The sequence below is a fragment of the Phyllobacterium myrsinacearum genome (genome assembly GCF_002980555.1).
Classification (GTDB): domain Bacteria; phylum Pseudomonadota; class Alphaproteobacteria; order Rhizobiales; family Rhizobiaceae; genus Phyllobacterium; species Phyllobacterium myrsinacearum.
The window spans coordinates 1-24,367 of record NZ_PVBT01000002.1; the positions used below are offsets into that span (position 1 = coordinate 1).

Annotated in this window: 24 protein-coding genes; 18 read left to right on the forward strand and 6 right to left on the reverse strand. The window is 54.8% G+C overall.

Annotation, left to right across the window (positions count from 1 at the left end):
• Positions 1-362 (reverse strand): HAMP domain-containing protein (locus C5750_RS06945; RefSeq protein WP_146118183.1); only part of this gene is annotated, 362 nt, incomplete at its 3' end.
• A 28-nt stretch (positions 363-390) separates the two neighbouring features.
• A complete protein-coding gene (locus C5750_RS06950) occupies positions 391-1,086 on the reverse strand; it encodes a response regulator (RefSeq protein WP_105733167.1) in 696 nt (231 codons plus the stop codon).
• Between the two features lie 992 nt (positions 1,087-2,078).
• Between C5750_RS06950 and C5750_RS06960 the strand changes: the two genes are divergently transcribed.
• The 3 genes from C5750_RS06960 (at position 2,079) to C5750_RS06970 (ending at position 3,710) form a co-directional block, all read left to right on the forward strand.
• Positions 2,079-2,771 (forward strand): RNA polymerase sigma factor, encoded by a 693-nt coding sequence (locus C5750_RS06960; protein WP_162800184.1) that lies wholly within the window; start codon positions 2,079-2,081, stop codon positions 2,769-2,771.
• A gap of 87 nt (positions 2,772-2,858) precedes the next feature.
• Positions 2,859-3,383, forward strand: a complete 525-nt coding sequence (locus C5750_RS06965; protein WP_105733169.1) for a DUF4142 domain-containing protein — start codon at positions 2,859-2,861, stop codon at positions 3,381-3,383.
• Positions 3,384-3,392: 9 nt separating this feature from the next.
• Positions 3,393-3,710 (forward strand): cupredoxin domain-containing protein, encoded by a 318-nt coding sequence (locus tag C5750_RS06970; protein ID WP_105733170.1) that lies wholly within the window; start codon positions 3,393-3,395, stop codon positions 3,708-3,710.
• 123 nt (positions 3,711-3,833) lie between these two features.
• Here the strand turns inward: C5750_RS06970 and C5750_RS06975 are convergent, their stop codons facing one another.
• A complete protein-coding gene (locus C5750_RS06975) occupies positions 3,834-4,814 on the reverse strand; it encodes a nitrilase family protein (protein WP_105733824.1) in 981 nt (326 codons plus the stop codon).
• An 89-nt stretch (positions 4,815-4,903) separates the two neighbouring features.
• Here C5750_RS06975 and C5750_RS06980 point away from each other — a divergent pair, with 89 nt between their 5' ends.
• The 3 genes from C5750_RS06980 (at position 4,904) to arr (ending at position 7,176) form a co-directional block, all read left to right on the forward strand.
• Positions 4,904-5,773, forward strand: a complete 870-nt coding sequence (locus C5750_RS06980; RefSeq protein ID WP_105733171.1) for a LysR family transcriptional regulator — start codon at positions 4,904-4,906, stop codon at positions 5,771-5,773.
• Positions 5,774-5,996: 223 nt separating this feature from the next.
• Positions 5,997-6,536 carry a Crp/Fnr family transcriptional regulator gene (locus tag C5750_RS06985; protein ID WP_199538029.1) on the forward strand — a complete coding sequence of 180 codons (540 nt, stop codon included), beginning with the start codon at positions 5,997-5,999 and terminating at the stop codon, positions 6,534-6,536.
• A 217-nt stretch (positions 6,537-6,753) separates the two neighbouring features.
• Complete coding sequence (arr, locus tag C5750_RS06990; RefSeq protein ID WP_105733172.1) at positions 6,754-7,176, forward strand: NAD(+)--rifampin ADP-ribosyltransferase; 423 nt, start codon at positions 6,754-6,756, stop codon at positions 7,174-7,176.
• 310 nt (positions 7,177-7,486) lie between these two features.
• Here arr and C5750_RS06995 read toward each other — a convergent pair whose 3' ends face one another.
• The 3 genes from C5750_RS06995 to C5750_RS07005 form a co-directional block, all read right to left on the reverse strand.
• The gene (locus tag C5750_RS06995) at positions 7,487-8,395 is read right to left on the reverse strand and encodes an NmrA/HSCARG family protein (RefSeq protein WP_105733173.1); all 909 of its coding nucleotides are present in this window, start codon (positions 8,393-8,395) and stop codon (positions 7,487-7,489) included.
• 67 nt (positions 8,396-8,462) lie between these two features.
• The gene (locus C5750_RS07000) at positions 8,463-9,305 is read right to left on the reverse strand and encodes an endo alpha-1,4 polygalactosaminidase (RefSeq protein ID WP_105733174.1); all 843 of its coding nucleotides are present in this window, start codon (positions 9,303-9,305) and stop codon (positions 8,463-8,465) included.
• Positions 9,306-9,507: 202 nt separating this feature from the next.
• Positions 9,508-10,767, reverse strand: coding sequence for a D-tagatose-bisphosphate aldolase, class II, non-catalytic subunit (locus C5750_RS07005; RefSeq protein ID WP_105733175.1), 1,260 nt, complete (start codon positions 10,765-10,767; stop codon positions 9,508-9,510).
• Between the two features lie 458 nt (positions 10,768-11,225).
• Between C5750_RS07005 and C5750_RS07010 the strand changes: the two genes are divergently transcribed.
• The 12 genes from C5750_RS07010 to C5750_RS07065 all read left to right on the forward strand — a co-directional run bounded on the left by C5750_RS07010 (position 11,226) and on the right by C5750_RS07065 (position 23,736).
• The gene (locus tag C5750_RS07010; RefSeq protein ID WP_105733176.1) at positions 11,226-12,284 is read left to right on the forward strand and encodes a porin; all 1,059 of its coding nucleotides are present in this window, start codon (positions 11,226-11,228) and stop codon (positions 12,282-12,284) included.
• A gap of 305 nt (positions 12,285-12,589) precedes the next feature.
• Entirely contained in the window at positions 12,590-13,396 is an 807-nt protein-coding gene (locus C5750_RS07015) for a DeoR/GlpR family DNA-binding transcription regulator (protein WP_105733177.1), read from the forward strand.
• Positions 13,393-14,340, forward strand: coding sequence for an N-acetylglucosamine kinase (locus tag C5750_RS07020; RefSeq protein WP_105733178.1), 948 nt, complete (start codon positions 13,393-13,395; stop codon positions 14,338-14,340). The genes C5750_RS07015 and C5750_RS07020 overlap by 4 nt, the downstream gene beginning before the upstream one ends.
• A complete protein-coding gene (locus C5750_RS07025; RefSeq protein WP_105733179.1) occupies positions 14,337-15,587 on the forward strand; it encodes an ABC transporter substrate-binding protein in 1,251 nt (416 codons plus the stop codon). The genes C5750_RS07020 and C5750_RS07025 overlap by 4 nt, the downstream gene beginning before the upstream one ends.
• The gene (locus tag C5750_RS07030) at positions 15,587-16,489 is read left to right on the forward strand and encodes a carbohydrate ABC transporter permease (RefSeq protein WP_105733180.1); all 903 of its coding nucleotides are present in this window, start codon (positions 15,587-15,589) and stop codon (positions 16,487-16,489) included. The genes C5750_RS07025 and C5750_RS07030 overlap by 1 nt, the downstream gene beginning before the upstream one ends.
• Positions 16,489-17,340, forward strand: a complete 852-nt coding sequence (locus C5750_RS07035) for a carbohydrate ABC transporter permease (RefSeq protein ID WP_105733181.1) — start codon at positions 16,489-16,491, stop codon at positions 17,338-17,340. Before C5750_RS07030 ends, C5750_RS07035 begins: the two co-directional genes overlap by 1 nt.
• A gap of 13 nt (positions 17,341-17,353) precedes the next feature.
• A complete protein-coding gene (locus tag C5750_RS07040) occupies positions 17,354-18,298 on the forward strand; it encodes an SIS domain-containing protein (RefSeq protein WP_105733182.1) in 945 nt (314 codons plus the stop codon).
• Positions 18,299-18,311: 13 nt separating this feature from the next.
• On the forward strand, positions 18,312-19,631 hold the full coding sequence (gene melA, locus C5750_RS07045) for an alpha-glucosidase/alpha-galactosidase (protein WP_105733183.1): 1,320 nt from the start codon (positions 18,312-18,314) through the stop codon (positions 19,629-19,631).
• Positions 19,632-19,641: 10 nt separating this feature from the next.
• Entirely contained in the window at positions 19,642-20,697 is a 1,056-nt protein-coding gene (locus C5750_RS07050) for an ABC transporter ATP-binding protein (RefSeq protein WP_105733184.1), read from the forward strand.
• Positions 20,698-20,788: 91 nt separating this feature from the next.
• Positions 20,789-22,036: an ABC transporter substrate-binding protein gene (locus C5750_RS07055; protein WP_105733185.1), complete on the forward strand. Its 1,248-nt coding sequence runs from the start codon at positions 20,789-20,791 to the stop codon at positions 22,034-22,036.
• Positions 22,037-22,918, forward strand: a complete 882-nt coding sequence (locus tag C5750_RS07060) for a carbohydrate ABC transporter permease (RefSeq protein WP_105733186.1) — start codon at positions 22,037-22,039, stop codon at positions 22,916-22,918. It abuts the gene before it with no gap.
• The gene (locus tag C5750_RS07065; protein WP_105733187.1) at positions 22,915-23,736 is read left to right on the forward strand and encodes a carbohydrate ABC transporter permease; all 822 of its coding nucleotides are present in this window, start codon (positions 22,915-22,917) and stop codon (positions 23,734-23,736) included. The genes C5750_RS07060 and C5750_RS07065 overlap by 4 nt, the downstream gene beginning before the upstream one ends.
• Positions 23,737-24,367 lie beyond the last annotated feature (631 nt).

The following is a 24,367-nucleotide window of genomic DNA, read 5'->3' on the forward strand; positions in this document are numbered from 1 at the left end:
CGAAGTTCAATCTCGGCATTCTCCAGCCGTGCAGCCATGGCATTGAAGTCGGCAATCAGGCTCTCGGCCTCGCCAAATGGCGAATGAATCGTCTCGGCGCGCGCCGAAAAGTCGCCGCCGGCAATGGCACGGACGGCCTTGGCGATGGATTTGAGCGGCCGGATGACGCTTTGTGCAAGCCGCCAGCCGGCAAGGACAGCTGTCGTCAGACCAATCGACAGGATCAGGCCAAGTGTAACAAAGTCACCGGCGGTCCACTTGTCCGAGTATGGAGCGTCTGGAAAAAGCCAATCATAAAGCTGCCAATAGGTCATGACGCCAAAGAACATCACGGCAAACGCCGACAGCGTCAGAACGCTCATGGCAATGACCAATTTTGTGTTCAGGCTCTTAGCCAAAATGATCCGCCAGCCTGTAGCCGACGCCGCGAACGCCCGACAGGAGCCGGTCAGCTCCGGCGGCGGCAAGCTTACGTCTGAGATTGCTCATATGGCTGTCGACGGTGCGCTCAAGCGCCTCGCCTTCCGGCAAACAGGCATCGACAAGCTCGGAGCGTTCGAACACGCGATTGGGTGAACGCGCCATGTAACTCAATAGCCGGAATTCCGTGCGTGTCAGTTCCAGCACCGCCGGGCCGGTCGGGTGCTCGACCGATGCCAGATAGGCACCCGGATCGACCGTCAACGGCCCCACGCGCATCGGCTGCTGGACGTCGCGGCCAGTGGCCCTGCGTAACACAGCCTTGGCGCGCGCAACCACCTCGAGCGGATTATAGGGTTTGACCACATAGTCATCCGCCCCGATCCGCAGCGCCTGAAGCTTGTCGAGGTCCTCGGCCAATGCGGTCGCCATGATCACCGGCGTATCGCCGCGCCGGCGGATTGCGGCAAGAACTTCATAGCCATCCTGGCCGGGCAGCTTGACATCCAGAATGATGAGGTCCGGCTTGAGGCGCTGGTGATGCGCCAGACCGATCGTTCCATCGCTGGCACTGATGGTTCTGAAACCTTCGCGGCTGAAATAGACTTCGAGTATCTCCACTATTTCCGGCTCGTCCTCGATAATGAGGATCAATGCATTTTCCATAGCCTTTCTCCCGCTGCCAATCATGATTGCCACAAGAGGCGCTTGTACCGTGAACGTCAAGAATGGAACAGGCATCTCCATGCAAACTGCACACAACCTTCACATGTCCTGAAGGCGGGCGATGTCGGCAGGACATTGGCATGCGGATAGTGCCGGACTTTGGTTCGTTCACGGTGATCGCGATGCAGGCGGTGAGCGTTTGCAGCTTCGGTCCTTTTGCTCCTGGCGGTCGTGATGAATCCGCGATCGAAGCAGCCGTTGAGAGATAATATGACGCCGTGCATACAGAATTCAGCCGGCGCCGTCTCCAAGCTCTATCGTCATTGAGTATTCCGCCCGAATATCCCAGCCAATCGCTCTTGATTGCGACCCCGCCTCTTGCCGATTCTTCCACCAAATCTCCATTCAACAGTCACGCAGTCTCAATGGAGATGGCGCAGAGATCACAACGATTCATTCGCGGCCAGTTGCCTCATGAAACATGGTCGTTCGATCATCGAGATCCCTTGAGCAGCCGTCGAAAGCGAAAAGGCCGAGTTGAAAGTGTCATCCTTTGCCCATTTCATCAAAAGCCTGAGTGAGGTTGAAATTACGCTTGTGGTTTCCTTCCTATCTTTGATCGTTTTGGCCCTCGCCTATGTGTTTGGAAGATGGTGCGGCAAGACCGGGCCATGGGCCAGGACTTCAAACAATTACAGTGTGACGGAAGATCAGTTCAAACGATCGCCGAAACCCGGAGCGAAGCAGGCGCGCTTGCGGCATACCGTTCGGCTGTGACTTTCGATGACGCGCTTGACGTAGCCACCATGCACAAGAACGTCGACCTGCTTGAACGCCGGTTCAGAAGGCAGTATCCGGGAGTGGTCCGGGTGGTTGGCCATGCCGAGCCGCGTTTCGCGACAATCCTGTCCCAAGCTAGGTTGACCTGAGTTCGAACAACACCGGGAACCTTTTGCTGCAATTATCATCTATGATGGCTAGAGGAGCTCAGGATGATGGCATTGCGAGCAAAGTCAGGTTTCCCATCCGGTCATGGGGACGATGTTGAACTTGTTCGACGCGCCCTCATCAGGGACGCCGATGCTTTCCGCATAATAATGCGGACGCACAATCGCCGGCTTTACCGCATTGCCCGCGGCGTCATTCGGGATGACGCCGAAGCCGAGGATATCGTTCAGGAAGCCTATTGCTCTGCCTTCTCTCATCTCGACCAGTTTCGAGGTGAATCCTCACTCGCAACCTGGCTTTCCCGCATTGTCATCAATGAAGCATTGGGACGTTTGCGCAAAAAGCGGCGTGCACCGGATTTTGTGACTGCGATAAGCCAGAATGCAGACAAGCGGATCATCCAGTTTCCCATCAAAACAGGTGAAGACCCGGAGCGGTTAATGGCACAGCGGCAGATTTTGCAAATGGTTGAACGGGCAACCGATGCTCTTCCCGACGTGTACAGGACAGTCTTTATCGCGCGCGTGATCGAGGGGCTCAGCCAAGAGGAGACTGCGGACCTGCTTGGTATCAAAACTGAAACGGTGAAGACACGCCTGCATCGCGCTCGTGCGCTTGTGCGCAAACAGTTGGACGATCAAATCGGCCCGGTCTTGATGGATGCCTTTCCATTCGCTGGACAGCGCTGCGCCCGTTTGACAACAGCAGTCATGAAGCAGCTCGGCTTCATCGAGTGAACTCCGGGAACCTTTTTCGCTATTCAACATCAAATGGCTGTCAGTGGAAAAAGCGACCCGGATACCCTTCCGGGTGAAGGAGGTATTATGTTCTGTCGAACAATGACGGCCCTGGCCGTTCTTTCCCTATTGGGCAGCACTCATCTCGCTCATGCAGCGGACAAGCCAACCGACCCGCAAATTGCACACATTGCCTATACGGCAGGCATCATTGACGTCGAGGCTGCAAAACTGGCGATTGCCAAATCAAAAAACAAGGATGTTGTTGCATTCGCCAGGGACATGGTGCGCGATCATGATGCGGTCAATACGCAAGCGCTCGCACTGGTCAAAAAGCTGAAGGTCACGCCCGAGGATAACGACACCAGCCGTTCGCTCGTCAAGGCCGCTACCGTCGAACGCGCCAAGCTGGACAAGTTCGACGGAGCAGCCTTTGACAAGGCCTATGTTACCAACGAGGTTGCCTATCACAAGCAGGTCAATGGCGCGCTTGAAACCTTGCTCATTCCTTCCGCAAAAAATGCTGAGCTTAAAAGCCTTTTGGAAACTGGACTGAAGATATTCCAGGGGCATGAGCAGCACGCCGAACATGTAGCAGCTGGTCTCAAGTAGAGCAGACACATGGTATTACAACTCAAGGCGTGGATCTCAGTTGTCCTGATAATGGGTCTGGGGTCCATTGCTGCCAGAGCGGAAACCATACGGGTCACAATCGAGAAAATGGTATTCACCCCAGCCGTCATCACCGCAAAAGTTGGCGACCGGATCGAATGGATCAACAAGGATATCGTGGATCATACGGCAACAGTGAAAGGCAGATGGGATGTCGTGATCTCCTCCGGCAAAGCGGTAACGCTCCAGCTTGAGCGAGCAGAGTCGGTTGATTTCTATTGCCGCTTTCATCCCAACATGAAGGGGCGCGTCACGGTGACCCCCTAGGATGCACCTTTGTCCCACCGACATCTCCGGCCAGGATCACCGGGGTTCGTCTACCACTCCCTTCCATCTTCAAATCGGTCATTGTAGCCGGCGATTTTGTGTCACCACACGCACTCACTTCGTCTACTCTGTGCGCGAGGACGCCCGTGTTGAGACTTCAGAATACCGAGCTTCCATGGGCGAAAGGCCATCTGGATTGGGCTGCGTGAAGATGCCGTAGAGTTCGGGGCGCCGCCCACGGATCCAGCGTTGCCCCGTGCATTTGTCGAGCAGTGGCAGATCGAGATCAGCAGTGACGATCGCATCGTCAGCCAACCATGTCTCCGCCAAAATCCGGCCGTAAGGATCGAGAATCATGGCATTTCCGGTTCGCACTTCATCCTCGTCCTGGCCTACGCCATTGCTGAAGATGAGGAACATACCATTATCGTGCGCGCGTGATGGTAGCCAGCGCATGAACCATTCGCGGCCGTTCGGTCCCCGAATTTCCGCCTCGATGGCCTCCGGATCTTCATAACGGCGTACCCATTTTTCGACAGGTATCCGTTTCATTCCGTGCGGGCTCACCGACTGGCCGCCTCCGGCCTGATGGGGCGCGATCAAGAGTTCTGCGCCGAGCAAAGCAGTTGCTCGGGCGTTTTCGACGAGATTGTTGTCCCAGCAGATCAGAATGCCTGCGCGTATGTCCCATGGAGTGTCGAAGACGGTGAACCGATCGCCGCTCGATATCGCGCGATGCTCCCAGGCATGCAGTTTGCGGTGACAGTGGATCTGACCATCCGGCAGACACACGGCGTAGGAATTGTATATGGCGCTATCATCGCCGAGCTCCAGAAAACCCACGCCGATCCCGATGCCATGTTCTCGCGCCAAGCCGGCCACATACGATATCGATGGCCCCGACAGCGGCTCTGCAAGTGTGCGGATCGCTTCTGCATCGAGCTTTGGAACGTGCCAATAGCCGCAGATGCACATTTCCGGGAATATCACCAGCTGGCTGCCGTCGCCTACGGCTTGTTGCGCAAGGGCAGTAACCCGCCCGAGATTATAGGTCTTGTCATTCGCTCGATGCTGAAACTGGACAGAGGATACTTTCAACATGATTGCCATTGCTCCTTATATCTGGCGCAATTTGACCATATGCTTTTCATTCCGTAAAATGATAACTTTGATGAATTTAAGTCGTAAATCGAATGGATATCAAACTACTCCGCTCCTTTGTCCTCCTCGCTGATACCGGTCATTACGGCAAAGCGGCAGACAGGCTGTTCGTCACGCAATCGACCTTGACCAAACAAATCCAGGCACTGGAGGCAATGGTCGGCGGTGAACTGTTCGAGCGCGGGCGACACGGCGCGAGGCTGACGGTGCTTGGAAAGCTGCTCGAAAAGGAAGCACATAAGCTCTTGCGATTGAGCGATGAGCTCGATGTGAGGATGCGCCGTGCCAATGCCGGTCTTGCCGGTCATCTGGATATCGCGTTCGGAATTTCGACACTTATTCTCGCTCCCCGGCTGATTGCCGACTTCAGAGCGGCGATATCTGATTGCCAGATCACGCTCGACGATATGCCCTCCAATGAACAGCATCAGCGTCTGCTCGACGGACGGCTCGATGCCGGCTTTTGCCGAGCGCCGATGGAAGGAGAAGGGTTATCCTTCATGCCGTTGCTTGAGGAGCGGCTGGCGCTTGTGCTTCCGCTTGCCATGACTGAACCGTCCTCAAGTCAGCTATCGACGTTAAACAGTCTGGGTTTCGTTGCGCTTTTGCCAAGCCGTGGATCGGGATTGGATGCACAGATCGCGCGCTGGTGCTCAGCCTCGCACTTCAAGCCGCGTATCATTCAGTATGCCGACGACATCCTGACGGTTCACGCCGTCGTTGCCGCAGGGCTGGGGGCGGCGCTCCTCCCCTGGCATGGCGTGGAAGCCTTGGGCGGACGTACGCGCCAATGGCAGATGTCCGGCCCGGAATCAGGCTGGCCGGTTGGGTTGTGCTGGCACAGCGCAAACAGCAATCCCTTGTTGTTGCGGTTCGTCGACCATATTTCGAAGCACCGGTGAGGCGGCCGAATGCTCACTCTCAACCCCGCGAGCCCGACGCTCGATGATCTGATCCGCTACCGGCACGCGGCGATTTCACAATCCGCTTTCGGGTACTTAGATGCCACGGTCCAGCCGCCCGACGGTGTGGAACGATCGTCTCACCGACTTGAGGATTGGGCTCATGAACACAGAAGCATTCTTCACCAAAATCGAAACCTAGACCCATCTGTCAGAGAAGGCCATGCGCGCCTGGTCATCACCCCTTAGCTCGAGGCAGTATAGCAGGGAGGAGCCCTTCATTCGGGCGGGCGACGTACCGACGGCCTACGCCTTCGTTGTCGAAGGTCTATTGTGCCAGCACTATGTCGGCCGCGACGGCGACCTGATCATTAAAAGCTTCTTCCCCGAAAACCGCATTGCCGCTTCAGTCAGCGCGACCTTGCTCGGCGAACCTAGCCTATTCACGATAACGGCCATTGAGCACGGCATCGTCCTCGAATATGACTTCGCAGCTTTCAAGTCGCTCGTCAGTGACTTCCCAGACATTGCAGCGTTTTACATCAGCTATATGGAGCGCCATTGGATTATCGAGAAAGAACCGGACGAGATTGCGTTTCTGCATGACGACGCGATGCAGCGCTATATCGATTTCAGCCGCAGGGAGCCGGAACTGCATAAGCGTTTGAAGCAGTATAACATCGCCGCTTGCTTGGGTATCCCCCCGGAAAGCCTCAGCCGGCTGCGAAGAACAATCGCCATCACAAGGCCTGACAGATGCTGACGCGATTTCTTACCAAACATCAATTCTTTCGCGACCGGATTGCTCCATTTCTGTGGGCAAGGAACCACCGTGACGGTCACGGTGAGACGCCGAACGGCGGAGGGATTAGCCTGATTATCATCGAATCACGGATTGGCGGGCACTCGACTCCATCGCGGACGTTGGCATCGCTTGGCTCACTGACTACAAGCGAACTTATAAGATAAGGAGGATCACGATGACCGAAGCGCTGGATGAGGGACCCTTCTTTCACGGCACAGTCGCGGATTTGCGCGCGGGTGATTTCCTCACTGCAGGATACCGATCGAACTATCGTCCCGAAGTGGTGATGAACCATATCTACTTCACTGCCATTGTGGACGGTGCCGGGCTTGCCGCTGAAATCGCGGCTGAACTCACCAAAGGTGGCGCAATCCCGCGTGTTTACGTCGTAGAGCCGACCGGGACATTCGAGAACGACCCGAACGTGACCGACAAGAAATTTCCCGGCAACCCCACGCGGTCGTATCGCAGTAGCGCGCCGCTCAAGGTCATTGGCGAAATCACGCATTGGACCAGATTGACGCCCGAAGCGCTGCAGATATGGAGGGAACGATTGACCGCGCTGCGCTCTGACGAGCGAGGCGAAATCATCAACTGATGCGAGGCAACACGCTCCTGTGCTCATTAAGCGACTGAACCGTTAAAAGGAGACGATTAGATTTCCACCCCGAATTGAACAACCAGGCCGCCCCGTACGCAGAATGGCAGCTTTGAAGAAATGCCGTCGCCTGGTTGGAGGGCTGTGGCCTAAACGTGGTTACTATCTTCATGGTCGGCGCATCGCGCGGCGGTTCACGCAGTCGACGATGAACCCAGCCTGACCTGCGGCCGGCCAGCCTCCGTACGGCTTGCGTGGGAATTCGCATCACTGTGATCCAACAGACTTGAAAGTTCCACGCGATCAATGACTAAGATCGATTAGCCTGAACCATCTCGCTACCCGTTCTGAAAGCGGCATCCAAAGCCTTGCGGCCTCTGCCAGAAAGCCACGATTTGAACGAGAGTAGTTCCGGATTGAGTTCACGCATGACGTTCAGATCAACGAGTTCTGCCAGTGGGCCGTCCTCCAGGCTGAACGCCATGTGCGCGAGATCCACATTAGCTGCCAGTACCTCATCTGAAAATCGGGAATAGGTGATAGGTTTGCCAGCGATTTCGGTGAAGGCAGCCTCCAACTCGTGACCTGTAACTCTGTCGCTGGCGATTTTTAATGTAACGCCGCCAAACCGAGCTTTGTCGGCGAACATCGCCGCAACAATTTTTCCGATGTCTTCCACAGCAGTGAGCTGTATCGAGTGTTCGGGGCGGATCAGGGAAATCAGCCGGCCTTCGTCCAGGCCAAAGCCAGGTCGCACGAGCATCTCCATAAAGATCATGGGTCGGATAATGGTTGCTGTGAGCGACAGTTCGCGGATATGTGCCTCGATACGAGGCTTGGCATCAAAGCGCGGAACGCCCGTCAATGTGTTGCCAACGCTAGCGCCCGAGGAATAGATAAAGTGATCGACGCAGCTCTTTGTGGCCAGATCTGCGATGGACGTACCGTACCTGACCTCATCCTCCGCCGACAGGTTGGCTGGCAGCACGCTGAAGACGCCATGTACATCCTTCATTGCAGCAGCAATTACGTCGGTGTGTTCGAACGATCCCTGCACGATTTCTGCACCGGCGTCCCGCAATGCAATAGACGCGGGTTTTGAAGGATCGAGTACGAGGGCACGAACAGGCCATCGGGCCTCTAGCAACGCCCTGGCAACCGATCCTCCCTGCCGACCAGTGGCTCCGAAAACTAAAATTGGACGTCGATCATTTGTCATGGGATATCCTCGTGCAAGCAGGCAGCGTGGTGTATGATACAGCCAATCTGCTTCCTGCCAATTTGGCTTATTTGCACCACTTATATTCGTATTGTGGCGAACTGGACGGAACTACTTTTCGGTCGCGGTAAATTATCGAACTTGTCTTGCCGCGCGCCGCGCAAGCGGCATTGAAAAAGCTTATTGGATCAACAGGCGCACCGTTCGCATCCTTATCGTTGTCGTTATACTCGATTTCGTAAACTAAATTTCCATATCCGCCGGAGTAGGCATCGCATTCCGAAAAAACTTGGCACTCTTCCACGATTGCGAAATCGAAACCGATCTGCGACGCGCCAATGGATACCAGACTGGATGTATTTTTTTGCGCAATTGCGAGTTTGGCAGAATGCGCACGATTGACCAGCAATTTCGCAAATTCCTTATTGCTGGCTTCTGTTAAAACGCCTTTGGAGCGTGCAAAGGAGTCAAGATTGTCCGGTTCGACCGCATTGAAACCATCCGCAGCGCACTTATCAATCCAGGGACCAACTATCGCTATGAGCGCCGAACGCTTCGTCTCCGTAGACGTATCCATCAGATATTCGTCCTCCCATTTTGGATCGGTAACATACTCACCGTTTTTCTTAACCAATAACTCCGGATGATTTGATTTCCACCAATCAGCATCGGCCGGCTGGGTTTGAAAAGTATTCACGTAGCAGATGTTGTATTTACCAGGGACAGGTGTAACTCGCCGGTCGCGAACAACGACTGCTACCTGGTTTAGAGGGGTATATTCGCCTCCAAGCTGATAATCGAATTGGCCATGAGCTGGTGGCAGTGTCACAGCTTGAGCATTGACCGAGAAAACAATATTGCTCGTTGCGACGATGGCGAGAACCGCCTTTCGAAACCATAGTACTCTCATTTGGGGTGATGACCTTGTCTGGCTGTTTTCCCCGCCTCGAGCAGGTCGCTCTGGCGTGGCAAGTGACGGATTGGATACCGGCTGGGAACAGCTGGAACATTTGTGACTAGTCCGTAAATTGTCGTCAAGGGGGATTACAACATTGAATGCAAGAGCGTGCTTTCCTTTGGCGGTTTGATATGAGGCACATCTTCTGCTCCTCTTATCCGCAGGCGTCAGCGTAGGTCGTGAGCACCCGCGTTATTGCTGCTTGAGTAAGGGCTGCTGCGGTAGGAGGGGTCAATCCATTCATGACTTCCGGCCACGCCATGGCAAGATGCTGGCTGACTAAAGTTTCCGGCAAAAGATCATCACCAAGTCGAACCATCAATTCGGCCACTGCCTTCAGCGCGGACGGGTGCGTCCAGTAATAACGGATGCGATCCGAATAGCTGAAATGTCGTTGGATCCGTTGTTCGTTGGCAGCTCCCGGATAGTACTTTGCCCAGTGTTGTGGTTCCTTGATCATCAGGTTTTCCATTGTTGCCTTCAAGCTGGGAGGTGTCCCGTTGAGTTCGGCGGCGATGAGATCAAGACCGTAGAGCGCTTCGCGAAGCGCAAACGTCAAACCCGGCCCCACCTTGAGAATGGCATATCCGTCGCGAACCAAAGCCCGCAAAGCCGCTGGCGTTTGGTAATCTGTGGAATGCGCTTCAAAGATGATGTTGGGAAGCGAGTGAAGGCTCGCCGACAAAGATCTGGCTGCAACGGGATTGTAGGCCACCACGTTTTGATTTCCAAACTCAACGCCCGGCTGCACGACCAGTCCCACCACCCGTTCGAACGCGCCCTCCAGTCCGCGCGCAGCAAAGAACGACCGATGGATTTCAACAGTTTCACGCGCTGCATTTGCTGAGGTGATTTCGAGTTGTTCGACCTCCTCGAGCGCTCCGCCTGGAACTGGAACTTCTGTACCGATTACATAAACCGGTGACGCGGATGCATGACGCTCTGCAACGAATGCGAGTTCGGCGGCCCGGCTCGCCGTTGCCTCGTCGCCAAGGGCTATTGGCTCCCCTGCGCAACCCATTGAACAGTCCAGGTGAATCTTCTCAAATCCCGCCGCGGCGTAGGCAGCAACCATGGTACGGGTCTTGTCAAAAGCCTCATCAACCGGCAGATGCTTCCAGGGATTCGGACCGAGATGATCGCCACCAAGAATTAGTTTGGAGATGTCGAAATTTTCCTCTTTCGCAATGTTTTCAACAAATTGGCGAAAGGCGGCTGGCGTCATCCCTGTATAGCCGCCATCCTGATTGACCTGGTTACATGTTGCTTCAATCAGCGCAGGTTTGCCCGTTCTCCGTCCATGCGAGAGAGTTGCGCGGATGACGCCGGGGTGGGCGGAGCAAACCGAAGTTACACCTTTAGGCTTACCTGAACGGTGAAGAAGAGACAGTGAGCGAAGCAGGTCTGTAGACATTTCAATCTCCTGAATGAGTGAATTGAATCAATATCAATCAAAAAAATGATTGACAATGATTCTTTTATGCGGAATCAGTGCGCTATGTTGATTTATTTGGAGGTAGTTCTGCACCAGAAACAGGCTGCAGCTACGCAACTGGGGAATCCTTTAATGGCGCGTCCTCAGTGGGTGCGGTTGCGCAGAGCGGCGGGCGCTTCAGTTCCGGCGTCCGTGCCAACTGGCCTAGTATGAAGATCGCGGCGTGTTGAACCGCTTGCCAAATAGTCAGGGGCGATGTCGCCTTTAATCAATAAAGGCGATGTGGCTCGGAATTCAGCCCTGCAGTCTCGGAGTCGACGACAAGAGGGAAAACAACCCGGTTCTCTACCGGGAGGCGACGCGGATTTTTCCACGAAGATCCGCGTCGGTGAAATGCAAAAAACAAGCTTCTGAACAAAAACAATAGGGGATCACATATGAAAATTGAGTGCTTTCTTCTTGGCTCGGCCGCGGCTCTGCTTGCGGTAACTGGAGCACGTGCTGCCGATGCAATTACCGTAGCCGAACCAGAAGCCGTTGAATATGTTCGCGTTTGCGACGCCTATGGCAAAGGCTTTTTCTATATTCCTGGTACGGAGACATGTCTGAAGATCAGCGGCTATGTACGCTATGACGCCATGGGCGGCGATGATGTCTATAAGGGTGGCAAATATGGAACGTGGCAGAAAAAAACCCGTGCCACTCTCCGGTTCGATGCCCGTTCCGAGACCGAACTCGGCACTTTACGCTCGTATATCGAAACAGAATTCAATTATGAGAATGGCTCAACTGCTGACGGCATCAAACTTCCACATGCCTACATCGAGCTTGGCGGCTTCCGCATCGGTGCAACCGACGAGATCTTTGGTTCATTTGTCGGATATGCAGGGGACATCATCAATGACGATGTCATCAATTATAACTCGGATGAGACCAATCAGGTCAGCTACACTTTCACCGGCAGCAATGGTTTTTCGGCTATCATCGCAGCGGAGCAGGGAGATGGTGTCTATGTCATCGATGATTACACGCCGCACCTTCTCGCGGGTGCGAAGTATGAGCAGTCCTGGGGAGGCATATCAGGTATTGCCGGTTACGATTCCAAGGCTGAGGAATGGGGCTTCAAAGCACGTCTGGATGTAAAGCTCACCGACAAGGTGTCCGCATGGGTCATGGGCGGGTATCAAACGAATTATGATGACGCACCGCTGGCCCGCCGCAACTGGTTTGGCACTTGGGAGGGTGACTATGCCATCTGGGGTGGCCTGGCCGCTAAGGTTTCGGACAAGACTACCATCAATGCACAGCTTGCCTATGAGTCCGAAGGCACGCTCGCTGGTGCTCTTAATGTTGCATATGAAATCGTTCCCGGCTTCACGGTCACGCCCGAGTTCAACTACACCAAGTTCGACGGTGCCCGTAAGAATGCTTCCCTCGCGAAAGGTGGCAACGATGATGCGTTCGGAGGGATCATTCGTTTCCAGCGCAATTTTTAATTTGGAATAGGGTAACTGGGCGGTGCTGGGGCTGATTGGTTGGAAACAGCGCCGCCAGTTCGATCATCCATTTGCAACGGAGCGACGTCTCTGACTATCGCACCTGGACAGGGTCCTTCCACCGGTTGGCGAAATGAGAACGTTTGATCCTCTTACTTGTACGTGGCTAGCAGGTCAGAGGCAATGTGCAGTTGCGAAGCCTGGTTCGGAAAGCTTCAACTTCATATCAGTAAAACAATCAATAAAAATCATGAATATGATTGACATTGATTTATTTATGCAGAATATTCGCATGAGAGTGAACAATTGAGATGCTTATTCCCATGAAAATCGACCGTGCCCAAGCAATACGCCAATTCCTGTTTTCCAATGGATCATCGTCAATTGGTGCGATCGCGCTTGCTGTAGGTACCTCGATCCCTACGCTTCGTCGCGATCTTATTGAGCTCGAAGAGCAGGGTGTCGTGGTGCGAACGCATGGTGGCGCACGGCTTGCCGATCAGTTCGAGGTTGAGGTTGCTTTCGAACAGCGCGAAGCGCAGGCGTTGACCGCGAAGCGGGCCATCGGTGATCTGGCGCATGATATGCTGCGCCCGGGTTCATCGGTGTTTCTTGATTCCGGCACAACGGTATTGCAGCTAGCGCGGCGTATTCGCGTTAATCCGATGCCTCTCAACGTCTTCACCAATTGTCTACCGGCCGCGCAGATGCTGATTGATGTCCCCGAGGTAAAGGTCACGCTTCTGGGTGGCCAGCTTCGCAAGGAAAATTCGTCTGTTGTTGGACCTTTGGCGGAGGACATGCTCGGGCGGCTTTGGTTCAATCAGCTTTTCCTTGGTGCGGGTGCAATCGCTGATGATGGAGCGATGAGTTCCATCGATGAAAACGAAGCGCGGCTGAATTCAGTTATGGTGTCGCGGGCTGAAAATCGCATTCTTCTCGCCGATTCAGGAAAATTTGGCTCGCGACTTACTTACCAAGTAGCGCTTCTGACCGACGTGCAAAGTGTTGTAACGGATGCCGCGCTTCCCAAGGAATGGGTGGAGCGTATCCAGACGATGCGTGTCGACCTGCGTCTGGCCAAGCCGGCGAACGGAGCCGCCGCAGGATGACAACTGTTCTGGGGCTGGATTCCGGCGGCACGAAGACCTTGGCGGTTGTTGCTGACGGGAGTGGAAACATCCTTAGGCATTGGATCGGTCCCGGGTTCGACCCGATGACGGGCGATCGCTGGATCAGTGACCTATCGGATGCTGTTTCCTATCTTTGTGCCGACGAAAACCCGGTTGCCGCTGTTCTGGGTTTGCCTTTCCATGGCGAAATTGCGGATGCGTCTGATCGGCAGATTGCCGCGGCGCGCTCAGTGTTCGCCTGCCCCCACCTTGTTCTCAACGATGTAGAAGTCGCGTGTGACGGTGCATTTGCCGGCGAGGATGGTGTCCTTCTGCTTGCTGGAACCGGCAGCATGGCCTGGGCAAAAGTTGGGATGCAGAGCCTTCGTACCGGTGGCTGGGGAGAGGCATTTGGCGACGAGGGTTCGGCCTATTGGATTGGCCGTGAAGCGCTGTCGCTTGCTTCGCAGACGCTTGATGGGCGGATTCAGGCGCCGGAATTCGCCGCGGCAATGCTTGAGACGTGCGGGACTGACCGTTCGGGTCTGCTCGCATGGGCCTATGGACAAGAGAACCCACGTGCAAGCTATGCAGCGCTTGCTGTTCAAGTGAGCATGCTTGCGGAAGCAAACAATGGCACTGCCCGCGATCTTCTCAGTCGGGCAGTGCGATATCTGGGCGATCATATCATCGCGGTACGCCGCCTGCTTGAGCGGCCTGAACTTGCGTGGTCCTATGCGGGCGGCCTGTTCCAGTCATCGTATATTCTTAAGGAGGCACGCCTTTTGCTTGGCGAGCCTTTGCTGCCGAAATTGCCGCCTGTTGGAGGCGCACTTTGGCGTGCTGCCGCGCTTGCAGGCAGCGAACCCGGTGACGATTTCATCCGTTCGCTTGGCGCATCGTTGGAAAAGCTTTCCCTTGTAACAGGAGCTGAAATACAATGAACCGTCGTATAGTGTTGTCGGGCGCTGTTGCTCTTTGTTTGAGCTCAGCCGGTCTGCCCTTTACCGCCACAGCTTCCGAACCGCTCTCGGTACTGCTTCCGCCGTGGGTGACCCTTCCCAAGGAAATGACGGATAAATACACCGCGAAATCAGGTGGCAAACTTGATATCCAGACGCTCGGTTGGGACGAGATCCGAACCAAGATCGTCACTTCAATGATGGCAAAGACTGCGCCTGCGTCAGTGACTGAGATGGATTGGTCCTGGGTTGGACAGTTCGGGAGCGCGGGCTGGTACGATGATCTTTCCGGCGCTTTGTCCACGGAACTTAAAGCAGATCTGCCGACGACATCGATCTTTACCTATAATGGCAAGCTGATCGGTATCCCTTACAACAATGATTTCCGCGTCCTCATCTACAACAAGGCGCATCTGGCGAAGGCTGGTATCGTTCAAGCGCCGAAGACGCCCGATGAATTGCTGGCAGACGCAATGGCCGTGAAGGAAAAGGCCGGCGTGGCATATCCAATAGGCCTGCCACTTTCGGCGACAGAGGGTTCGGCGACAGTCTGGTACCTGCTGACCAAAGCATTCGGCGGCGATCTTTTTGATGCCAATCACAAGCCACTTTTTACCAATCCGGAAAGTGCTGGCTACCGGGCGATGTCCTTTGAAATACAGGCATTGAAGGACGGATTGATTGATCCCGCTTCGACATCGCTGAAGGATGTGGAGATCCAGGAATTGTTCAAGTCCGGTAAGGTCACATTCGATATCGCCGGCTGGGCGGGTAATCTTGCCGTGTATACCGATCCAGCAAAGTCGCAGGTTGCGGCCGATGCGGCTGCTGCCCTGGTTCCGAGTATTAACGGAAAATCCCGTACGATCGGCTTGCCCGGTGCATTGGCGGTTCCTGTTTCCGCCGGGCACAAGGACACAGCCCGCGCCTTTATCGACTGGATGCTCGATCCCGATACGATGATCGACAACTATGTAAAACTTGGCAACCTGCCAACCAGGATTTCGGTTCTGGAAAAGCTCAACCGGGACGGCAAGCTGACGCAGGGTGATGTGCTGGTTGCGCAGGCTGCAATGGTTGAACCGCTTTTTCCAGAGGGAACACCCGGCTGGTATCCTGAGTTTTCAGCGGCTGTCGCAAACAATCTCAATGCCGCCGCCAAAGGGCAGGTTTCCGTAGAAGAGGCTTTGACCGCGATCGCCGCTGCGGCCGAAGAGGCGCAACAGTGATGACCAGCCGCTTCATTCCGAAGCGACCATTGTTCGGACAGGAGGCACGGCTCGGGCTTTATCTCACCGCTCCAGTCATCTTGATCATGGGCGTGCTCGTTATTCTGCCGCTGATCCTCACTGTCGTTGAGAGCTTCTACAGGGTTGAACAAATGAAGCAGGGCATTCCCTTCATCGGCTTCAAAAACTACGCCAACCTCATGCTCGACAAGGATGTGCTGAAAAGCTGGAATAATACATTTATCTATGTGGTCATTGCCGTTGCAATCGAGACCTTGGGCGGACTCGGTGCAGCGCTGGTGCTGAACAAGGTAAAGATCGGTCGCAGGTGGCTTCTGGCAGTGGTCGTGCTTCCCTGGTGCCTTCCGCCTGTCGTCAACGCCATTATCTGGCTGTGGATATACAATCCAAGTTACGGGCTGCTGAATGCCCTGTTGCGTTCTGTCGGGCTGATTTCCGAGAGCCACGTCTGGTTCAATGACCGGTTCACGGGTCTCCTTCTGGTTGCGGTTGTCCATGCCTGGCGCATGCTGCCCTTGACCGCGATCATCCTGCTTGCCGCGCTCCAGTCGATCCCGGCAAACCTCTATGAAGCAGCACGTCTTGATGGGGCCAGTGCATGGCGGCAGTTTTGGCTCATCACGCTGCCATTGATCTCAGGTGGTCTTGCAATATCACTCAGCCAATCGACGGTCTTCGCCTTTAACCTGTTCGATGAGGCGTGGATCCTGAATGGCAGTTCCATCGGCACGCGCAGCCTGATGGTCCAGGTCTATATGTCGGCCTTCCAGAACATGAAATTCTCCCTCGGCATGGCCCTGTCTATTATGGCGATGATTGCTTCACTGATCGTCTCGGCGATCTATGTCCTGAGGGTCTACAAAGAAACGAGGTTCGATTGATGCGCCGCCTCGGTTTTTATGCAGCACTTGGGATCCTCATTCTCTGGTCGATCGGCCCGGTCTACTGGGCATTGGTCACGTCAGTCACGCCGCCCAATGCGCTCGTCAGCGATATTCTTCGGCTCTGGCCGGAGCAGATGACATTCGAACATTACGCCAAACTCTTTGGCGCGACATCGACAAGCCAGGGCAACGAGGTACAATCGGTATGGCCGCAATTCTCGCAGGCGTTCTTCAACAGCTTGCTGACTGCATTTGCGGCAACGGTTTTGACGGTCCTTATCGCTGCCTTCGGCGGATGGGCCTTTGTCCGTTTGCGCTTCCCTGGCCGTGATCTGATATTCGTCGTGATCGTCGGGACGCTTGGGGTTCCAGCCTATACAGTGATGATCCCGCTTTACCGCATCATGATCAGCGCGGGGCTTGTTGATACCTATACCGGCGTTGTCCTCATTTATGTCTCTGCCTTCCTGCCGCTCGCGCTGTGGCTCATGCGCAGCGTGTATCAGGCGATGCCACTTTCGCTTGAGGAAGCCGCTTGGCTTGATGGAGCATCGAAGCTCTACACGCTCGTGCGTATTGTTCTGCCTCTTGCCGGTCCAGGCCTGGTTGCAACAGCCATCCTCACGTTTCTTTCGGCCTGGGGGCAATTCATGGTGCCGCTGGTCTTTTCACCAACGCTCGATACCAAGCCCCTGACCGTTCTCATCCCAGAGTTCGTCACCCGCAACTACGTCGACTACGGGCTGATGAACGCGGCCGGAATCGTAGCCATCGTTCCACCGGTACTGCTGGTGATCTTCCTCAACCGCTTCCTCGTGCAGGGCCTCATGGCCGGTGCGAGCAAATAAAGGACATGACAGAATGAATTTGACCGAGAAAGTTATCAAGGAACAGTTCCCTTTCTGGGAACAGGCGATGAAACAGGAACTGCCTGACGTGCCGGGAAAAACGGTGGTGATCACCGGTTGCGGTACGTCCTACTATCTCGCGCAGTCTATTGCCGTTGCCTTCAACGCGAATGGACGAAGTGCCATTGCCGTTCCCGGCGCCGAATGGGCACGCCGCATGAAGGACTATCTGGCGGACTGCTCCGATATCTGCGTTATCGGCTTGTCGCGTTCGGGAACAACGACAGAAACCGTGCAGGCAATCGAGAGCTCCCGGCAGGTAGGCATCCCGACGATTGCCATCTCATGTGAACCGGAAACGAGCCTTCTCAAAGCTGCTGACGTCGCGATCTATCTGCCGACCCACAGCCAGGAAGGGATCGTTATGACTGCTTCCGCGTCGCTGATGCTTCTTGCCGGCCTTCGGATGGCCGGGGTCCAGTTGGGTTCCGTTGCCCACGCTAGAGATGCGCTTGATGCGGTCGAAGGTGCAACGCCACTTCTCAATGGCAGGAGCCATTTTGTCTATCTCGGGGCAGGGGCACTGTATGGGATGGCAACTGAAGGCTGTCTGAAACTCCAGGAGATGTCGATCACTTTCAGCCAGGCCTTTCACCCTCTTGAATACCGCCACGGCCCGATCAGTCTTATCGACGATCAGTCGCTGGTTGTCCTCCTCTACTCCGCCGAGACGGTGGATGAGGAAGCCAAGGTCGCCCGCGATGTCCAGTCGCTCGGAGCTAAGGTGATCGGCCTTGGTGGGCCGGGTGACTTCAGCATACCGCTCACCCAGAGCGGTGCGGCCCGTGCGCTCGAGCTCCTCCCGGCCCTGCAGGTTCTCGGCGAGCGGGTCGCCAATCAGAAGCGGATCGATACCACACAGCCTCGTAACCTGACCAAAGTGGTCGTATTGCAGTAAGGAAAATTCGATCATGGCCAAAATTTGCCTGATTGGTGCGGGCAGCACCGTTTTTGCCCAGAATATCCTGTCCGACGTTTTGTCGAACCCCGATCTCGCCGATAGCGAAATTGCGCTCATGGATATTGATACCGAACGACTTTCGACTTCGGAAATCATGTCCAGGCGAATTGCCGATACACTCGGTTTGAAGAGCCTTCGCATCACGTCCTATACTGATCGCCGCCTCGCAATGAAGGATGCCGATTTCGTCATTCTGATGATGCAGGTCGGTGGTTACAAACCGGCAACGGTGGTTGATTTCGAGATCCCAAAGCAATTTGGCTTGCGCCAGACCATTGCCGACACACTTGGTATTGGTGGGATTTTCCGGGCGCTGCGTACGATACCAGTCATACTCGATATCGCCAGGGACATGCGCGATGTCTGTCCCGGCGCGCTGATGATGAACTACGTCAATCCGATGGCGATGAATTCATGGGCAATGGCGGAGGCTTTTCCCGATATTCGATATGTGGGCCTTTGTCATTCGGTGCAGGAAACCTCCGGATATCTCGCCCGCTCGCTTGGCGAGGACATTTCCACCATTGATTACCGCTGTGCGGGGCTCAATCACGTTGCCTTCTTCACCAAATTCGAGAAGCGCCACCCAGATGGACGTCGCGAGGATCTCTATCCGAAGCTTCGCGCTATTGCGGCGAGTGGCAATTATGACAAGGAAGAGGCTGTTCGCTGGGAGATCTTGAAGCATTTTGGTCATTTCGTCACCGAGAGCTCAGTCCATTTCAGTGAATACACGCCTTGGTTCATCAAGCGTGGCCGTGAGGATCTTCTGAAACAGTATCAACTACCGCTGGATGAATATATCACCCGTTGTGAAGATCAGATTGCCCATTGGCACGTGCTTCGCAAGGAACTGGAGGATGCCGGAAAACCGCTCGAGGTTTGCCGGTCGAACGAATACGCTTCGGCCATCATCCATGGCATGGTGACAGGCACCAATTATCTCATTTATGGAAATGTGCGCAACGATGGCCTTATCGACAACCTGCCGCGCAATGCAGCCGTCGAGGTGCCATGCCATGTGGACCGCAATGGCGTACAGCCGATCCGGGTGGGCTCTGTACCAGTACAGCTTGCCGGCATCATGCGGATGTCGCTCAACGTGCAGGAGCTGACGGTTCAGGCAGCCCTTACAGGCAAGCGAGAACACATCTACCATGCTGCTGCTCTTGATCCGCATACCGGCGCAGAGCTATCCCTCGATGAAATCCGCGACCTTTGCGACAAGCTGATTGCTGCTCATGGCAATTACTTGCCTGCCTATCATTGAGGGGCAGGCCATGGCTCAGGTATCACTCAACAACATCATCAAATCTTACGGCAGTTCGCAGGTTATGCATGGTGTGACATTCGATGTGGCGGATGGTGAATTCGTCGCACTCGTCGGTCCTTCCGGATGCGGAAAATCCACACTTTTGCGGATGGTCGCCGGCCTGGAGGACATCAGCGGCGGGACGATTTCCATTGCCAACCGGATCGTCAACGATGTCGAGCCGAAGGAGCGTGATCTGGCGATGGTATTCCAGAACTACGCGCTTTATCCCCATATGACGGTTCGCCAGAATATGGGATTTTCGCTTAAACTCAGAAACGCACCGAAGACCGAAATTGAAACACGGGTGGCGGAAGCTGCAGGAATATTGGGCCTGAAGGATTATCTCGACCGATTGCCCAAACAACTGTCTGGCGGGCAACGACAGCGTGTAGCCATGGGGCGCGCCATTGTCCGCCAGCCAGCTGTGTTCCTCTTCGATGAGCCACTTTCGAATCTTGACGCGGCGCTGCGTGTGCAGATGCGCGCTGAAATCCGCGCCCTCCACGACCGGCTCCAATCAACATCGATCTTCGTTACCCATGATCAGGTTGAAGCCATGACAATGGCGGACCGGATCATCGTTCTGCGATCGGGACGCCTGGAGCAGGCGGGTGCACCACTCGAACTTTACGACCGACCGGCCAACGCGTTTGTGGCCGGGTTTATCGGGTCTCCCGCCATGAACCTTCTGAGGGGGCAAGCCGTCGATGGCATGATCAAGCTGACACCGAAGCTGTCTGTTCCGCTTCCGGCTGCTGCTGACGGCCCGGTGATATGGGGCATTCGCCCGGAACACTTAAGTCTCGTGCCTGCAGGGAGTGAGGGTGCTCTGCGCGTCCGGGTGACAGCGGTCGAAAGCACTGGCCATGCCACGTTCGTAATGGGCGACATGGATGGCATTATGATCACGGCCCTGTTTACTGACCGCCCGCCACTCAGCAAGGGCGATCAGATTTATCTCAAGGCCAGCCCCGAAAAACAGCATCTTTTTGATACGACCACAGAGGTGCGCATCAACTGACCTGCGCTAGCTGGAGCGAGCATAAATAAGTGTGCACTGGCCCGAGGGACGGCAGCAACACTTCAAAGAACAATACGAGGAGAACTAAGCCATGAAACTGCTGAAAGCCACCACCCTTGCGCTGTTGCTGACCACATCCTGCGCCTTTGCCGATACGGAAATCACCTATCAATTCTGGGGTAGTCCCCAGGAAGTTGGGGTCTGGAACAGCGTTGCCCGTGCGTTCGAGACCGAACATCCCGGTATCAAAGTCAAAATCGAAGCATCAGACTGGGACAGCTATTGGGAGAAACTCAAGGTGAAAGTTGCTGGCGGGACGCCGCCTGATGTCTTTGCCATGGATGCCCCGCTCTATAAGGATTGGCAGTCTCGTGGCGTATTGTTGAACCTGAAACCCTATCTGGACAAGGAACCCGGCATTCTGGACGGCGTCTATCCATTGACGTTGAAGGCTTACGAAACGCCGGATGGTTTCTATGGTTTGCCGCGCGACTTCCAGACCATCGTTCTATATTACAACAAAGACATGTTTGATGCCGCCGGTGTCGCCTATCCGAATGATGGCTGGACCTGGGAAGACTTTCGCATAGCTGCAAAGAAACTGACCAAAGACAAGGATGGCGACGGCAAGACCGATCAATGGGGCTTCTGGGAAGCCGGCTATGATATGGAGCCGTTCTGGGGGGCTCTGGTCTGGTCTTTTGGTGGCGAAGTCGTCAATCCAGAGACGCACAAGACGCTGATTTCGTCACCGCAAGCGATGGCAGCTTTCCAGTTCATGTCCGATATGTGGCTGAAAGATAAATCCATGCCCTCGGAACAGCAGCTTCGCCAATATGGTGCTGATGGATTTTTTGCCGGCATTTCCGCGATGGGTGTTTCCGGGCATTGGTCAGTTCCCGAATATAGCCAGGTTGCCTTCAAATGGGATATTGCACCCTTGCCAAAAGGTCCCGCCGGCCGCGTAACCTCAGCCAATTCCGCCGGCTTCGTCATCGCGAAGGACAGCAAGCATCCAAATGAGGCTTGGGAATTCGTGAAATATGCCTTTGGCGAGAAAGGGCAGACGGAGCTTGCCAAGATCGGTCTGGCCATTCCGGTTCGCAAATCCATTGCCGAGCGCCCGGCCTATCTCGACCAGTCGACGAAAATAGATCATTCACTCTACATCAAGGCGCTGGACTATGCGCATTTGAAACCTGTCTTCAAAGGCTATGAGGAATGGTCTGGTGCAGTCGGCGATGCGCTTCACATGGCATGGACCGGCGAGATGAAAATCACAGATGCACTTGCCGAAGCTGTTGCCAACGGTGACGAAGTTCTGGCCCGGAGCAAGTGAATGAGTGCCCTAAGGCCAATGGGATCCGAACGCTGGTGGGTTTGGCTTTTCCTTTTACCCACGCTTCTTGGCTTGGCGTTGGGCACTTTCGGGTCGATCTTCGCGACTATTGGCCTGAGTTTCACCAATTGGGATTTGCTGACGCCACCGCAATGGGCAGGGGTTGATAATTACGCCGATCTTCCTGCGGGCAGGATGTTTACCAAAGCGTTCTGGAACACGCTGGCATTTTCGGGCCTCTATGTCCCGCTCACGGTTGTGCTGTCGTTGGTTGTGGCGATCGGCCTCAACCGGCGGATAAAGGGTATCGGCTGGTTTCGGGTGATGTATTTCCTGCCGGCGGTTTGCTCGCCAACGGCGACGGGCCTTCTATGGAACTGGATCTATGCCCCGGACAACGGTGTTCTCAACGCGGCTGTTACTGCTGTCGGAGTATCACCAGTCAGTTGGCTTGGGCCGCGCATGGCGCTTTATTCAATCGTTGTCGTCAACGTCTGGGGTGCCATCGGTGGCGGAATGATCATTTTTTTGGCCGGATTGCAGGCGATTCCAAAGGAGTACTTCGAGGTAACGCGGCTGGACGGAGCAACTGCCTGGCAAAGGCTGCGTTTCGTGACCTTGCCAGCCTTGGCACCCAGTCTGTTTTTCCAGACGGTGCTGACCACAATCAATGCCTTCCAGGCATTCGATTACATCTACGTGCTGACAAGTAGCGGAAATGGCAATTCGACCATGCCAACGCTTGTATTCTCGATCTATCGCAGCGGGTTTCGGTTTTTCCGCATGGGGGATGCAGCAGCGCAGGCTGTTGTGCTGACGGCAATGATTTTCGCGCTCACGCTTGTCTATTTCCGGCTTCAAAAGAAATGGGGTGAAGCATGATCCGAAAGAACAAAGCTGACTGGGCAGCGTTCCTTGCCCTTTCGGCAGGTGCCATAGCCATGGTCGGGCCGTTCATATGGTTGATTTCGACAAGCTTGAAGCCAATGGCGGAACAGTTCGACATGACGCTCGTGCCGCGTCATCCGACCCTTGCAAACTATATCGAACTCTTTCACATCATGCCGTTCCATCTGCTAATCTGGAACAGCTTGAAAATATCGGCGATCTCGACGCTGGGGCAATTACTGACCTGCTCAATGGCGGCTTTCATCTTTGCGGTTGTGCGGTTTCCAGGACGCAATGTTCTTTTTGCCTTGCTGCTCCTCACGCTCATGGTCCCGGCGCAGATCACCGCCATTCCGCAATTCATAATATTCAAGTTTCTCGGACTCTACGGAACGCAGGCGCCACTCTATGTACCTTCGTTTCTGGGAGGCGCTTTTGGAACGTTCCTGATGCGGCAGTATTTCCAGACGATACCGCTTGAACTGGCGGAGGCCGCGCGGATGGATGGTGCATCGCTCTCACGGATATTCTTTACAATCTACCTGCCGCTGGCAAAACCGGCGCTGGCTGCATTTGCCATTATCGCCTTCATGTTCTCCTGGAACGATCTTTTTACAGCGCTTATCTACCTGCCGTCCGATGTGGAAAAAACGACACTGACCGTTGGTCTTGCGCTTTTCCAGACTCAGTATTCTGGTCACTGGACCCTCATGATGGCGGCTTCCGTGATTTCCGTCGCCCCGATAGTGATTGCCTTTTTCCTGGCGCAGAAACATTTCATCTCAGGCATGGCGATGACTGGAATGAAGTAATGGCGCCTTTGCACTGTTTTATGTGTAGGCATGCGGTAAAGGCCGCAAATTACGCGGCCTTATCAGCGGCAATTGTTGTGGCATAAAGGCGCTCGGCCTCGACAAGTGCATTCGCGCACAAACGCTCGATTGTCGTGATTGCAGGCAGAATGATCTTCCTAGGCCTGCACTCCTCCACAAACGGGAAGCCAAGTAGAAGATCGTTGCCCTGCAGTTTTGCGCAACGCATCATTGTAACAGCTGCGTGAATAATCCGTATGTTGCAGGATGAGCACCAAACCTTCAGATCTTACTTTGCGAGATTTGGTAATCGCATACCTGGTAGCGGTCCTGGTAGCGGTTTGAAAAATCACTCAAAGAGCGAACTGCGTCGACCAACAAGTTAAAGTCACACTGCTAAAGAGGGAGGGGGTATCGAGTATGTCGTGCTCGTTACGGGCAATCCGGAATATCTTATCCTGAGCGACTGGGCAGCCCTATCGGGGTAAGCAAGCCGGAATATCCTGAAATTCATTGGCGCTTTTCGACTGCCTATCCGCGCGTCGGCTGGCTTGGGCGCCGCAGGATCCATTGATCTTTGCAATGCCTAACTAACAAGGGATAGCGGCTCGATCATCAAGACGAATTTCTA